Annotated in this window: 15 protein-coding genes and 1 pseudogene; 7 read left to right on the top strand and 9 right to left on the bottom strand. The window is 65.9% G+C overall.

The genetic code is table 11. The features are described from left to right. The first annotated feature begins 477 nt into the window (after nucleotides 1–477). The gene (locus tag HHX35_RS12350) at nucleotides 478–807 is read left to right on the top strand and encodes a hypothetical protein (protein WP_182898936.1); all 330 of its coding nucleotides are present in this window, start codon (nucleotides 478–480) and stop codon (nucleotides 805–807) included. A 72-nt stretch (nucleotides 808–879) separates the two neighbouring features. Here the strand turns inward: HHX35_RS12350 and HHX35_RS12345 are convergent, their stop codons facing one another. Continuing rightward, nucleotides 880–1947, bottom strand: a complete 1068-nt coding sequence (locus tag HHX35_RS12345; RefSeq protein WP_182898935.1) for a hypothetical protein — start codon at nucleotides 1945–1947, stop codon at nucleotides 880–882. 128 nt (nucleotides 1948–2075) lie between these two features. Further along, on the bottom strand, nucleotides 2076–2414 hold the full coding sequence (locus HHX35_RS12340; protein ID WP_182898934.1) for an Imm51 family immunity protein: 339 nt from the start codon (nucleotides 2412–2414) through the stop codon (nucleotides 2076–2078). A gap of 210 nt (nucleotides 2415–2624) precedes the next feature. On the opposite strand from HHX35_RS12340, the gene HHX35_RS42575 reads away from it, so the two are divergent. From HHX35_RS42575 to HHX35_RS12320, 5 genes and pseudogenes are all read left to right on the top strand, one after another. Next, nucleotides 2625–2801, top strand: a complete 177-nt coding sequence (locus tag HHX35_RS42575; protein ID WP_220505272.1) for a hypothetical protein — start codon at nucleotides 2625–2627, stop codon at nucleotides 2799–2801. Further along, on the top strand, nucleotides 2798–3265 hold the full coding sequence (locus tag HHX35_RS12335) for a hypothetical protein (RefSeq protein WP_220505271.1): 468 nt from the start codon (nucleotides 2798–2800) through the stop codon (nucleotides 3263–3265). Before HHX35_RS42575 ends, HHX35_RS12335 begins: the two co-directional genes overlap by 4 nt. Nucleotides 3266–3571: 306 nt before the next feature. Then, on the top strand, nucleotides 3572–4453 hold the full coding sequence (locus tag HHX35_RS12330) for a hypothetical protein (RefSeq protein WP_182898933.1): 882 nt from the start codon (nucleotides 3572–3574) through the stop codon (nucleotides 4451–4453). Nucleotides 4454–4732: 279 nt separating this feature from the next. Beyond that, nucleotides 4733–5314, top strand: coding sequence for a helix-turn-helix domain-containing protein (locus HHX35_RS12325; protein ID WP_259404966.1), 582 nt, complete (start codon nucleotides 4733–4735; stop codon nucleotides 5312–5314). A gap of 73 nt (nucleotides 5315–5387) precedes the next feature. Continuing rightward, a pseudogene (locus HHX35_RS12320) lies at nucleotides 5388–5720 on the top strand (GNAT family N-acetyltransferase); the annotation flags it as partial. A gap of 34 nt (nucleotides 5721–5754) precedes the next feature. Here HHX35_RS12320 and HHX35_RS12315 read toward each other — a convergent pair. The 6 genes from HHX35_RS12315 to HHX35_RS12290 all read right to left on the bottom strand — a co-directional run bounded on the left by HHX35_RS12315 (nucleotide 5755) and on the right by HHX35_RS12290 (nucleotide 10005). Further along, nucleotides 5755–6306: a TIGR00730 family Rossman fold protein gene (locus HHX35_RS12315; RefSeq protein ID WP_182898931.1), complete on the bottom strand. Its 552-nt coding sequence runs from the start codon at nucleotides 6304–6306 to the stop codon at nucleotides 5755–5757. A 98-nt stretch (nucleotides 6307–6404) separates the two neighbouring features. Beyond that, nucleotides 6405–6575: a hypothetical protein gene (locus HHX35_RS12310; protein WP_182898930.1), complete on the bottom strand. Its 171-nt coding sequence runs from the start codon at nucleotides 6573–6575 to the stop codon at nucleotides 6405–6407. A 190-nt stretch (nucleotides 6576–6765) separates the two neighbouring features. Continuing rightward, complete coding sequence (locus tag HHX35_RS12305; protein WP_182898929.1) at nucleotides 6766–7398, bottom strand: LysE family transporter; 633 nt, start codon at nucleotides 7396–7398, stop codon at nucleotides 6766–6768. After that, on the bottom strand, nucleotides 7395–7829 hold the full coding sequence (locus HHX35_RS12300) for a serine hydrolase domain-containing protein (RefSeq protein WP_182898928.1): 435 nt from the start codon (nucleotides 7827–7829) through the stop codon (nucleotides 7395–7397). Before HHX35_RS12300 ends, HHX35_RS12305 begins: the two co-directional genes overlap by 4 nt. 100 nt (nucleotides 7830–7929) lie before the next feature. Next, nucleotides 7930–8565 (bottom strand): VC0807 family protein, encoded by a 636-nt coding sequence (locus tag HHX35_RS12295; RefSeq protein WP_182898927.1) that lies wholly within the window; start codon nucleotides 8563–8565, stop codon nucleotides 7930–7932. Between the two features lie 12 nt (nucleotides 8566–8577). After that, a complete protein-coding gene (locus HHX35_RS12290) occupies nucleotides 8578–10005 on the bottom strand; it encodes a hypothetical protein (protein WP_182898926.1) in 1428 nt (475 codons plus the stop codon). A gap of 632 nt (nucleotides 10006–10637) precedes the next feature. Between HHX35_RS12290 and HHX35_RS12285 the strand changes: the two genes are divergently transcribed. After that, complete coding sequence (locus HHX35_RS12285; RefSeq protein WP_182898925.1) at nucleotides 10638–11243, top strand: TetR/AcrR family transcriptional regulator; 606 nt, start codon at nucleotides 10638–10640, stop codon at nucleotides 11241–11243. Between the two features lie 295 nt (nucleotides 11244–11538). Here the strand turns inward: HHX35_RS12285 and HHX35_RS12280 are convergent, their stop codons facing one another. Continuing rightward, nucleotides 11539–12330, bottom strand: coding sequence for a DUF4386 family protein (locus HHX35_RS12280; RefSeq protein WP_182898924.1), 792 nt, complete (start codon nucleotides 12328–12330; stop codon nucleotides 11539–11541). Nucleotides 12331–12354: the final 24 nt, after the last annotated feature.

The following is a 12354-nucleotide window of genomic DNA, read 5'->3' as shown; positions in this document are numbered from 1 at the left end:
AGCCATCGTGTGGTGTCCTCCGCGAGAACCTTTGGTCGGGAACTCGCTGACCGTCACACGATGGCTCGCCCCATGTCCGGGGCTTGCATCAACAGCTTGGAGTTACACCACTCGAGGGGACGTCACCGCCTACGGGCCGGATGTATACGTCCGTTGAGTAGGGAACTCCCGTGGCATGGCGCTGGCTTCAGCAGGTCCGGACGCGCTGCCCCGGCTCACCCCGGCGCAGTTCGCCCGGTTGCAGGCCGAACTGGAACGCGGTCCGCTGGCGCACGGGTTCGCCGCCCAACGCTGGACGCTGATGCGGATCCAGACGGCAATCGGCAGAATGTTCCACTTCGGCTACCCCTGCAGGGGGTGTGGTATCTGCTGCGGCGCAACGGCTGGTCAACCCGGGTGGCGCAAGTGTCTCTCGCCATACCGGTTCGAGTGAATCTGCCGCTCGCTGAACAGCATCGAGATCTGCAAGGATGAACCATGGCGTCCGGGTTGCGTAGGGGATGGGACCCCCTGGCAGCAGTCACGGCTCTGATCGTTCTGATCATGATGGGCCTGTACGTTGGATTCGTTGCTCAGCAAGACGGTCAGGTGCTGGCCTGGCTCCTCGGCGCACTGGCCTTGGCCGCACTTCTTGCGATCTACAGCGCAATCCGCACGGCGCTCTGGCGGGGACTGGCGCTAACAGTGTCGGGCGTAATACTGACGGTGGTCGGAATCCTTGGCATTCTCTCCATCGGCCTTCCGATCCTCGTTGCAGGTGTGCTGGCCTTGGTGGGTGCTGCGCGTTCGCAGCATGATCGGCTTTGACGCCATCAGTTCTACTTGAACGGCTATCTGTAGACGGTCCGCCCACGTCGGGTCATGCCGCTGACCGCGCTACTAGGCAGTTTTGCGGTTGGCAGATTCCTCGTAGGCACTCCTCATGAGCGCGAGCACCTCGTCACTGATGTCGCACTTCAGAGTGTTGTTCTGACCGATCTGGCCGGGAAGCCGTTCGTCCATGCGGGCCAGCGTGTTCGGTGCCTCGGCTTGGATGACGGTGCGTTGCGGGCTGATATAGGCGCTTCGGTCGTTCCAGATCGTGAACATCGCACGGCCCTGGCCGGGAAGATGCGGCCTGAGGATCCAGCGGCCCTTGCCCACGGTGGTGAAGAGGGTGGCCAGACCGTCTGATTGCAATCGCTCTGCCCAGTCATACAGCCGGCGGAGCAGTTCGCGATGGGAGGGATCGGCGCTGTCGATGCTGTCGCGGAAGGAATCCGATCCCGAGGTCGGCTTGGCCTCCCGCTGAATCCTCGATGGCGAAACCGAGGCCGCCAAAGCGCGCTCCGGCTCGACCAGTTGTGGGACGAGCACCTGGCTGCCGCGCACGTCGTAGGCCATCACCGTCACCAGGTCGATATCCAGGCGATCGTTGGTGACGGTCTGCAGATACCCGGCGAGCTCGATCAAGTCGGTAGGCGCGGCGTCGAGGACCACGACGCAGCGGGCATTGCCTTTCTCGAATTCCTCAGCCATGCCGTTGCGAAAGGCCTCGATGTCGAACGACCCATCTCCGACCTCCGCAGCCACGGCATCGGCGACGGTCGCGTGTCCACGTTTGGTCACATGAGGCTGCATCAGCTCTTCGAACGCGGTCGCCGACAGCCGGAATATATAGGACGCGCATCCGAGTACCTGTGCGAAGACGGTTCTCCGATCTGAATTGGCAGCGAGTTTCACCTCGATGACCACTGGTCGCCCGCTATCGGCATCCACGGCCACGAGATCGGCGTAGCCATTGCCGAGCTGCACCTCCCGACCCAGGATCACCAGTCTTGGCTGACCGGGAAGCGGCAGCATTGCGGGAGCGCGTTCGATGCTGCTGTGAAGCGCCTGCTCGTTCGCATACGGCTGCGCTGGAAGAGGTACCAGCCCATTCCCTTCGTCATGCCAAATGCCCGTCACCGATGCTCCCTTGTCCACTACCTGTCACTGCTGACCGCTCGGCCTACCGCATGCGCAAAGGTCATACGCCGGACCGAGCGCGCGCCGACGCCAGCGGGCTTTCCGTCCGCTGCTCAGCAGCAGGCGGATCAATCGTCAAACTCGAAACCGTCCGCCTCGGCGGCGGCGGCGAGCCGCCGCATGCGGTCGACGTCTGTCGCGACGGCCGCCATCAGGGTGCCCAGCTCCTCCAGCGCGCCGCGGTCTCTTCCGTACGCGCAGAACATGCCGCCTTCGGGGTCGTAGGAGAACCGGCCGTCCAGAGCGGGGGCCTCGGTGCTGACGAGCAGCTGCGCGACGCCTTCCCAGAAATATCCGTTGGGCGTGTGACCAAGCTCCTCGATCACATCGTCAACCTGCGTGGTTCCCGCGTCCAGCAACAGCGAGTACTCTCCCGGGGCCGACTCGATCAGCCGCAATGGATGCATCGGCGCATGCTGCCACTTTCGATCCCGGGCCGCAAGGCACGCCTGTTGACCACCTATTCTTCTGCCACTGAGCGCCGTGGTTGTAATCACGGCGGATCGGTGCCATACAAAACACCTCGCCAAGCCGGTGCGTCGCTCTTAGCATGCTTTCCCGAACGAGACACGAGAGACGGGGTGAGAGTGCGCCTTTCGGAGCAGACATGGTCGACGTTGATCAGCAAGGTTCGCCTTGGCCGCGACGAGTACCGAGTGGTCCGGCAGGCCCGAGCCGTGAAGCACGCGATGCTGTACGAAGGCTGGCTCGGCGCGGAGCTCAGCGTGGACAAGCGAGCAGCCGTGGTGCTCGCGATGGCCTGGGGCTGGCCGCCCGCTCCCCGCACAGCTTGATCTACCTGCCGCTACGCACGGCACGCCCGGCTGACTCGACCAACCGGGAACGGCTGCTGGATCTGGTCCTGCTGCATCACCGCCTGGCGTTCCCGGTCTCCCGCTGGAAACAGGTCCGCGCCCGATTGGGACCGGGTAGGCCGCATGGCGTGAGACTTCCGCCTCAGGCGTTTCGTCGGCGCTCCGATGGCGACCGGCGACGGTGGACCCATCAGGACTTCCGCGATCATCTCCGCTGGGACATCGCCGCGGACACCCTCTTCCTGATCGGCAGTCGCGAGGCCTTCGAGGTGGAGGCGGACCCGGTGCGTGCCCTGGCGGAAGATTGTCCGGGGCATCTCGCGGAAAGTCCCGACGCGCATTGCTGCGCTGAAATCAACCTGGGCCGGATGCGGATGGGGTACCCGGACCGCCGCCGCCCGTGGGCGGAGCTACACGTTGAGTACTGTCAGCGCCACCGATAGCAGCGATGCTCGTCCTCATTGCCGCCAATGACGTTACCGGTTCCTGTGTTTTTCTCGGGAGAACGCCATACAGGTGGAAAGGAGGCATGACATGCGAATCTGCGCTGGTCGCCACGTGTTCGAGAGTCGCTTCACCGTCGGCTGGCATGCTTCGGCAGCGCGGGAGCGGCATACGTCTACTCATACCGATAAGCCGTTATCGCGGATCGCGTTGGTGTGTCATGATCGAATGCGATGAGCACTGGAGGGGACTCCGATTCCGTTCTGGGTGAGGCTCGCCGGCACCACCTGGATCAGGTGAACGGTGTGCTTCGTCGCCCTGGCATGTACGGCAGGGATGAGACGGCGGAACGCCTTCTGCTGGAGGCGATGGCCGCCGTGGACGGGCACCTGACGCGGTGGTGGGCGGAGTGCGATCGACTACGCGAACGCGGCGCATTCACTGCCACGGGCGTCATGGGCGCCTTCGACGACATCCTTCCCGCCGACGCCTTACGTGATGCCACGGCCTCCGTCTACGCCGAGATCGCTCATCGTCTCGGCTGGCTGGAGCTGGATCGGGCGCTGCCGGCGGCGGAGTATCAGCGGTTGAGCGCCGACATCGGCGGGTGGGTGACGCGGGATCGCACGCTGTCCGAGGTCATTGAGACGTTCGGGCCCCCGTCGCTGTGGATCGGCGGAACCAACCCCTTCTACTCCAAGACCCTTGCCTACGTCACCGCCGATCGCGACGACGACGTGATCTGCCTTCACCTGTGGAACGCCTTCGCGAACACCGCACCCGAGACCGGTTCGCGGGGCGTCCACCCCGAACCGGTGGTGCTCGCCGTACGTCATCGGCAGGGCCCTTTCTCAACTGCCTTCTCGTTCACGCCCGAGGGCCTGCGCCGCAGGCCCAGCGACGACCAGCGCGATCCGCTCAGGCCGGTCGTCTGGATCTTCCAGGGTTACAACGCCCGACACGCCTCCGGGGTGTTCGACACGCTGGACGCCGGACTCGCCTGGGCAGCCGAGCACCAGGTGACCGGGATCCTGGCCGAGTACCCTCACGGCGGCGCCTACGACGTCGCAGTCAGCGAAGGCCGCTTCACACCCTCGAAAGCGCACCACGGCACCGCCGATCACGTCGCCGGCTTCAGCCCGGGGTTACGTCACATCCACCTGGCCGGCGGCCGTCCAGACCAATAGACGTCCGCTCACGCCGCTGACCGTGCGCCTGCTGGTTGCGAGCCGGCACATCGCTTAAGTCGTAGAACGGTGATTGCCTTGAGGACTTACGTCACTCGGGCCTGACGACGCCGCTGAACTCTCGCTCCCGGCCTGGTACGCCTGCCCAGGTGTCGATACGTACCGGCGGCGCTCGCCGACTACCGTCTCCTCGAGCAGGCTGGCGCGTTCTCTCAAGTCAGGGATAACCTCCCACATATGAGACGAGCTGTAGATCGAGGGCCGCAGAGCGCCGACCAGATGGAGGCCCGGCTGGCGAGGAGGCTCGCCGAACTGCGTACGGACCACGGCTGGTCGCTGGATGAGCTGGCACAGCAATCGGGCGTGAGCCGTTCAACCCTGTCGCGGCTGGAGCGCGGGGAGATCAGCCCGACCGCGGCGGTGCTGGGCAAGTTGTGTGCAGCGTACGGGCGGACGATGTCGCAGTTGCTGGCCGAAGTGGAGTCGGAGCCCCCGCAACTGGTGCGATCGGGCCAGCAATTGGAGTGGCGTGATGAGAAGTCCGGCTTCAGTCGGCGGTCGGTGTCCCCGCCCCACCCCGGTCTGAACGGCGAGATCCTCGAGGGCTTCCTCCTGCCCGGCGCGGACATCCCGTACGACAAACCGCCGGTCCCGGGCCAGGAACAGCACATCTGGATATTGGAGGGCGCTTTGCGGATCACCGTGGATGGCGAGGCGCACGAACTCCATAAGGGAGACTGCCTACGCTTCCGGCTGTGGGGGTCCTCACGATTTCAGAACCCGGGCCCCGACCCGGTCCGTTACGCCGTACTGATCGTCCTGCCGTCGGCCGGCCGACCGGCGTCGGGGATGAAAGCATGACTATTCGCGAACTCGGCGTGGCGGACGCCGAGCAGTACCGCGCGTTTCGCCTGGCCGCGTTGCGGGGGACAGGGACTGCCTCGTCGGTATCGCCGGCTTCTCCGTTCCCGCGCGCGTCCAGGAGCGCCATAAGGCGACGCTGTTCGGCATGGCGGTCGCTCCGCACGTCGCCGGCCACGGCATCGGCAAGCTGCTGATCCAGCGAGTCCTGAAGATCGCCGCGGCCGTCGACGGGCTGACCCAGGTCGTCCTGACCATGTCGGAAGGCGGCCTCCCTGCCGATCGGCTGTACGGCTCGTGCGGGTTCGAGGTATGGGGGCGCGAGCCGCGGGCGGTCATCATTGACGGGCGACACATCGCCAAGCCGCACAAGGTTCGCATGCCCGTCCGGCCGGACCTCACCTGACGCGGTGGTGGCCGAGCCGGATCAGTCTGGATCGTCAGGCGGCGACGATGCGGTGAGAGAGCGCTTCCAGTGCAGCAGGCAGTTCTTGCTCCACGACGATGTCCTCCAGAGCAACGACGGACAGGAACCCGCCGGCCACGATGGCGTCCAAGGCCCGCAGCAAGGGGCTCCAGAAGCCGTTGGCGTTCAGAAAACCCACCGGCTTGCGGTGAAAACCGAGCTGCCGCCAGGTCCACACCTCGAAGATCTCTTCAAGCGTGCCGAGGCCTCCGGGCAGAGCCAGGAAGGCATCGGCCTTCTCCGCCATCATCGCCTTGCGCTCGTGCATCGTCTCGCAGACGTGCAGCTCGGTGATGCCATGGTGCGCCCACTCCCGATCGACCATCTCCCGCGGAATCACCCCGATCACCTCGCCACCGGCCTGGCGTGCCCCATCGGCGACCGCGCCCATGAGCCCGGCACGGCCGCCGCCGTACACCACACCGATCCCTCTGCGAGCCAGCTCGCGACCCACATCGGCGGCGACCTCCGCATAGCCGGAGTCGGCGCCGGGCGATGAACCAGTGAAGATGGCAATGCGCTTCATGGGGCTCCTCCCCCGATAACGGGCGACAAGTCCCGTCTCATATACGGGAAATATCCCATGATCGGGAAGCAAGATAGATTCGAGGGACAGCTGCCACCTCACGGCAAGGGATTCAGCATGGCGCAGCGTGCAAAGGACAGCACATGAGCCGCCCACGTGTAGTCGTCGTCGACCTCGGCGGCGTGTTGTTCCACTTCGACCACGCCAGTCGCCTGCGGCACATGGCCGACGCCTTCGAGCCCTCGAGCACGCCCTTTCGCTGTGAGCATGGTGTCCCCGGTCGAGCGCGGTCACAAGGCGCCGACCATCGTCGTGCTCGGCCTACTTCGCCGGCGTCGAACACGGCTACGCCGACGCCGGCGTCCCCTGCGACTATTCCGTGGCGGCGCTCATCATGCGTCCACGCGCCGCGCGGCGCTGACCGGCTCACGCGGGTGATCTCCTCCGGCGCCGGAATCGCTACGTCGCCAACGAGAACATGTGCAGAGCGAGAAAGAGGATCACTGCGTTCGATATCAGCGCGGTGGCCAGCCGCCCGCGGCTGCCCGTGATGAACCGACCGAGCAGTGCGCCGCTTCCCGCCAAGAGGAGTTGCCAGCTCGCTGAGGCAGCGAATGCGGCGACGACGAACATGGCCTGGTCAAGAACGCGCACGGTTGTCGCGGTCTGAATGCCGAGCACCAACGCCGCGAAGTAGATCACGGTGAGGGGGTTCAGCATCGTGAGACCCAACAGCGCCCAGAAGGCACCTGCCGGAGCGAGCGGCCGGTCATCCATCGTCGCAGAGTGGTGGCGTCGACGGTAATGCCTGATCGCCGTCGTCGCGCCCCGTAGGACAAGGGCGATGAGGATCAGCGCCGCACCCCGGCGTAGCGGGGCCACGATCGATTGGACGAATGGAGTGAGCGCGGCACCGCAGAGGGTCGCGATCAAGGCGTACAGACCGTCCGCGGTCGCCACCCCGAGCGCGGCGAAAGCTCCGGTCTTCAAGGACGTTCGAGCGGTGAGAGCTACCAGATAGGTCGCGACCGCGCCGACCGGGATGGCGATGCCATAGCCGGCCAGCAGCCCCGCCACCAGTGCGGCGATCATGTTCGGATGAGCATCGGCCGGCGGCTTTGCTGCCGGCCCGGCACCGCCATGTCGGCCGCAGCGGTGACGGGCGGAACGGTACAGGCGGCACGTACCCGCTCCGGCAGGTCGTGCTTGACGACCGCCTGGAGCGGCTCGGATTCGGCGGGATCCGACCATGAGGTGCCGATGGGGTTGGGCTCGGAGCCAGCGGTGCGGGTCAGCAGGTGGCGCAATGTGATCAGCCGTCCGGGAAAGGTGTCGGGGATCCGAAGATCGGTGAGGTAGAAGTTGATGTCGTCATCCAGCTTGAGCCTGGCTTCCTGGACGAGCCGGAGTGCTGCGGCGGCGGTGAACGTCTTGGCCGGCGACAGGGTGGAAACCCGGTGCGGGAGGCGTGCCCCGCGATCTTCCGCTCCTTGACGGCGACCGGACCCCTTGGTCAGGTTCATCGATCAGCCGCGCCGGATCCTTGTCCGTCATCGGCGGGGCCGGACATCGGCAGGAGCATGTGTGTAGGCAGCAAGGCCACGACGACTCGCATACCGACCCTCAGCGCAGTGCCCTGACGGTGCCCGAGGCTGCTGCTTTGCCGAGCCGCCGCTGGCGGTAGAGCAGGGACCAGCCGATCAGCAGTGCGAACGTGCCCAGCTGCAGCGCCGTGGACAGGCCGGTCATGACATCGAGCGGCAGGCGGTAGATGAGCGGGATCCTGGTGATCGACTCGGCGAGCAGCCCTATGCCCCAGACCAGCGTCAGGGTCAGGAACACCTTGCGGAACTGGGGCTCGAACCGCCACAGCCGCTCCCATTCGGCGAGCTTCCGCGGGTCGTCGGCACTCAGCCGGCGCATGAGCGCGTACATGAGAGGGCGCCCCAGCAGGCAGGAGCCGAGCATGAGAAGGCCGAGCAACCCAGACAGGACGGACTCCTTGGCCAGGAGGAACCGGGGGTCGCCGGTCAGGAAGGTCAACAGCAGGCCTACGGCGAAGCCGCTGCACACGAGGGTAGCCAGGCCGTTGAACCGGCGCGAGACGACCGCCACCAGCAAGACGCGGACCAGGGCGGCACCCGCGCCGAGCAACAGCGAGATCGTCTCGTGCAGCCCGAACCTGCGGCATGCGTAGTAGACCGCGATGGGTAGCACGACGTCCGGGACGAGGGCCTTGAGCAGGGTTGTCTTGTTCATGAGTGGCTCCCTTCAGGAGATGAGAACTGGAGTGCCGGAAAGGGGCAGACGGATTCGGCCGTCGGCGATCTTCATCGGCACCTCGGCGCCGAACGCGTCGACGGCATGCGCGCAGGGCAGCGGCCACGGCCAGTCGAAGTGGACGGACGGCTCGTCCTCGGTGGAGAAGTCGGCGGGTTGCCGCCAGACGACGATGAGCGGCCCGAGGGGTTCGCGACGGATGTCGAAGAGGTAGACGTCGGGAGCGCCTGCCATGTCGATCCTGTGAACCTCGGTCACTCCACGCAGGTGGTGCGACAGCAGTTCCACGGTGGCGGCGGTCGGGCGACGCCGCCCGACCTCCTCGCCGTCGTAGTCTGTGAGGGCGAACGTGCCGAACATCAACGCTCTGGTGGTACGGGTGTCGGCTTCGTGGGGCGATTCGGGGGCGAGCTGAAAGACGGCCGTTCTGCGTACGCCGCCGGCCAGCAGCAGCAAGGTGCGCGTCACGATGTCGCGGCCGCTCATTCTGAAGCGTTTGGCCTCCAGCTCGGGCGAACACCCGGACAAGAACATCTGGAGGGTCTCGGGCAACTCGTCCATGCGCTCGTAGAGGGCCGCCACGCCGGGTTGGGCCTTGCTTTCGAGCGGACCTCCCTCCGGAATCGCGGTCTCGCCGAGGGCCTGCCGACGGTGTGCGGCCAACGCCTCGATCAGGTACGGCAGATTGCCGGGGAAACCGGTGGGCATCGGGCCGTTGAACTCGCTCGCGACGACCGGTTTGCAGTATCCGTGTGCGTCCATCAGCCGGCGGCAGGCATCGATCATGGCCGGAATCTGGTACGGATCGCCGTACGGATGGATGTCGAAGACATCGAAGCGATCACGAGCGCCCGCCAGAACACGGTCGAAGTAACTGATCCAGCCGGCGCCGCCGCCCTGTTCGTCGCCGGTCATCACACTGGGAACCGCCCCGCCGAGGGCGACCAGGGCCCGCGGATCGACCTGTTTGACGGCCTGGTGAAAGGTATGCAGGTGTGCCAGGTAGTCATCCGGCGCACCAGACCACAGCATGGGGATGTTCGGCTCGATCTCGCACTGCCAGAAGCGAACCCGGCCGCGGGCCCGCCGAACCAGCGCGCTGACGAACCTCTCATAGGTCGCCGGCTCCTTGGCCGGCGAGGCGGGAAGAAATCGGGTCGCCCGCCTGGTGCCCCATGGCGAACCGGCGCATACGGTGACCCAGACCTCGTCATCCTCCTCGATCTGATCGACGAGGGTGTCCACCGCTCCCCAGTCGAACACGCCCGGCTCGGGCTCGACCTGGGACCAGAAGAGATTGACCCTGACGAACCGGGCACCGAGCGCCCGCGCATGGTGCATGAACTGCTCGGGAGCACCGAATAGGCCATAGGTGCCGCCGCGATTGACGCCCGTGCGGATGTCATCCAGAACGTCCATCTCGTCTACCACCTCACGTGAAGGACAGTCTCTCTTTAAGAGACTCAAGTACCTTAACCCTAACATCTAGGATCGCAATAGGGGACGATGAGGACCTTATTTCGGACGTCAAGGCGTACGAGCTCCATCCGGTGGAGGACTCATCGCAGGTCGAGGTGCTCCAGGCCGAGCAGCCGCTTCATCAGGTCCGGCAGCATGCACCCGGCGCCGGCCATCGGTTGCACATCGCTCGCGGTGCCGATGAAGTCCACCCGGGCGAGCAGGCGTCTCCGGCCAGGGCGAGCTCCGCACACAGCCCGTCTCGCGGCAGGCCGGCGAGGCTCACCTTGTCACGCCTTCCCGCCGCATATCGAGGCGTCGCCCTCCACGGTCCCGTAGTTGTTCCGCACCACGACCCCGCCGACGTGGTCAATCAAGCTCCCGGGGAGGCGACTCCAGGATGCGGCCGAGAGCGGTGCCCATCCCATCGGGCGGGTCCGGTTCACCTGACACGACTCCCCTCATCGGTTCCGAAAGGTTCGATCTTGAAGTACCAGAGAAAGGGAGCTCATGTTAAGATACTAGAGAATCTTATATAGGTTTTATTTAGACCTAAATAAGAGTCTGGAGTATCGTAATTACCTGGAGGGGCCGTGGCATCCGAGACAAGGACGGAAGGCGACAAGCGCTCCAGGCGACGCGGCGCGGAGCTTGAAGAGGCGCTCTTGCAGGCCACGGTCGACGAGCTCGTCGAGCGTGGCTACGCGCAGCTGACCATTGACCGCGTCGCACAGCGGGCAGGGACCAACAAGTCAGTGATCTACCGCCGCTGGCCGCACCGCGCCGCTCTCGCCTTTGCCGCCTATCGCCACTTCGTGGCCCAACCGACAGCCTTGCCCGACACCGGAGACCTGCGGACGGACGTGCTGGAACTGTTGCGAGGAGCGGCGACCCGGATGGAGTCCGCGGTTGGCGGCGAGATCCTGCGCGGCATGATGTCCGAGATGCACGCCCATCCAGAGCTGTTCAAGCACATACGCGAGGAACTCGCCCAGGAGCCCGGCGCCATGATGACCATTCTGGGCAGAGCGGTCGCGCGAGGCGAGGCCAGACCTGGCTCCCTGCGCCCCCGCGTGGCGACCGTCCCCGTCGTCCTCCTCCGCCAGGAATTCCTGATGAACCCGGAGGCAGGCATCTCCGAGGAGATACTGACCGAGATCGTCGACCAAGTCTTTCTCCCCATGGTGCGGCTTGGCTAGACGCACTGATCTGTGCCGGCTCCACCAGCGGTTGTATCCGGACGAAGACTGGCCGTCGAAGCTCGCGTCAGTTTCCATGGCTGACCGCATCCTCATCCGTGGGGCGCGACACGGCGACGACCGCGATCCCCAGGCGCTCCTGCTCCGCTGGGACAGCAGGGCCTTTCATTCACAGCCGACCTTCGGACGCTGGGGCGTCCACGACGGGAAAGTTGTTGTGGCATGTCGCGACGGCGCAACCGCCGTTCTGGGGATGAACCTGAGGCGGGCTGAGCGACCAATCGCCGTGTTGAGGTCAGCGGGAACGGCCGCGCTGGATGGGGTCGGCTTCGGCGGTGATGCGGGCGGAGGGCTCTTCGCCGAGGCGGCCATAGGCCGCCGCACGGCGCAGCATTGTCACGCCCACAGCGAGCAACCACAGCTGCACGATCATGGAGCCGAGGACGCCGTACAACAACGCGCCGGGGAACAGGGGAGGCGACAGGAACAGGCCCGTCGCGGCGAGCAGTGTCACGGTGCCGACGAGTGTCCCGGCCCAGCCGAGCCAGGAAGGGTAGTCGTCCAGAGTCATCGCGACTCCGAACAGCATCAGTGGCGCGCCGTACAGTAGCGCCATCGCGACCAGGGAGGGGCCGTGGGTCGTCATCGCCACCGCGTGCGCGGCACGCACCAGTTCGGCCCGCCCGCCGGGAGCGGCCTTCGCGGCCGCCTCGGCCAGCTCGGGTAGGGCCAGGCCCTCGCTGGTGCTTTCGACGCTGAACACCGCGAGTCCGACGGCGGAACTCGCCAGCCCCACTCGGCCCAGCATCCGGGCCGTAGGGTGAGTGAGCGACTTGATCAGCGAGATCAGTCCCGCCATCGCGATCATCGAGGCGAAGACGGCGACCAGGTGCACTGCGGCGTAGATCGGTCGTGACGCAACGAAATCCAGTGCGGCTTCGGCGTCGGCCGCTGGAGTGTCGCCGTGCAAGAGGCGGGCCGTGGCGAAGACCACGGCGCCGAGGACGGTGCATACACCGCCGATCTTCAGGTTATGGGCGGTAGCCCGCTGACCGGCTGCGAAGCCGGTCGCGTTGGGCAGCGTCATGATGGGTCTCCCATGTGAATGTGC

It is taken from the genome of Microbispora sp. H10830, assembly GCF_014161375.1.
Taxonomy (GTDB): domain Bacteria; phylum Actinomycetota; class Actinomycetes; order Streptosporangiales; family Streptosporangiaceae; genus Microbispora; species Microbispora catharanthi.
The sequence above is the reverse complement of the archived record's forward strand: the minus strand, read 5'-3'. Positions and strand labels throughout refer to the sequence as shown.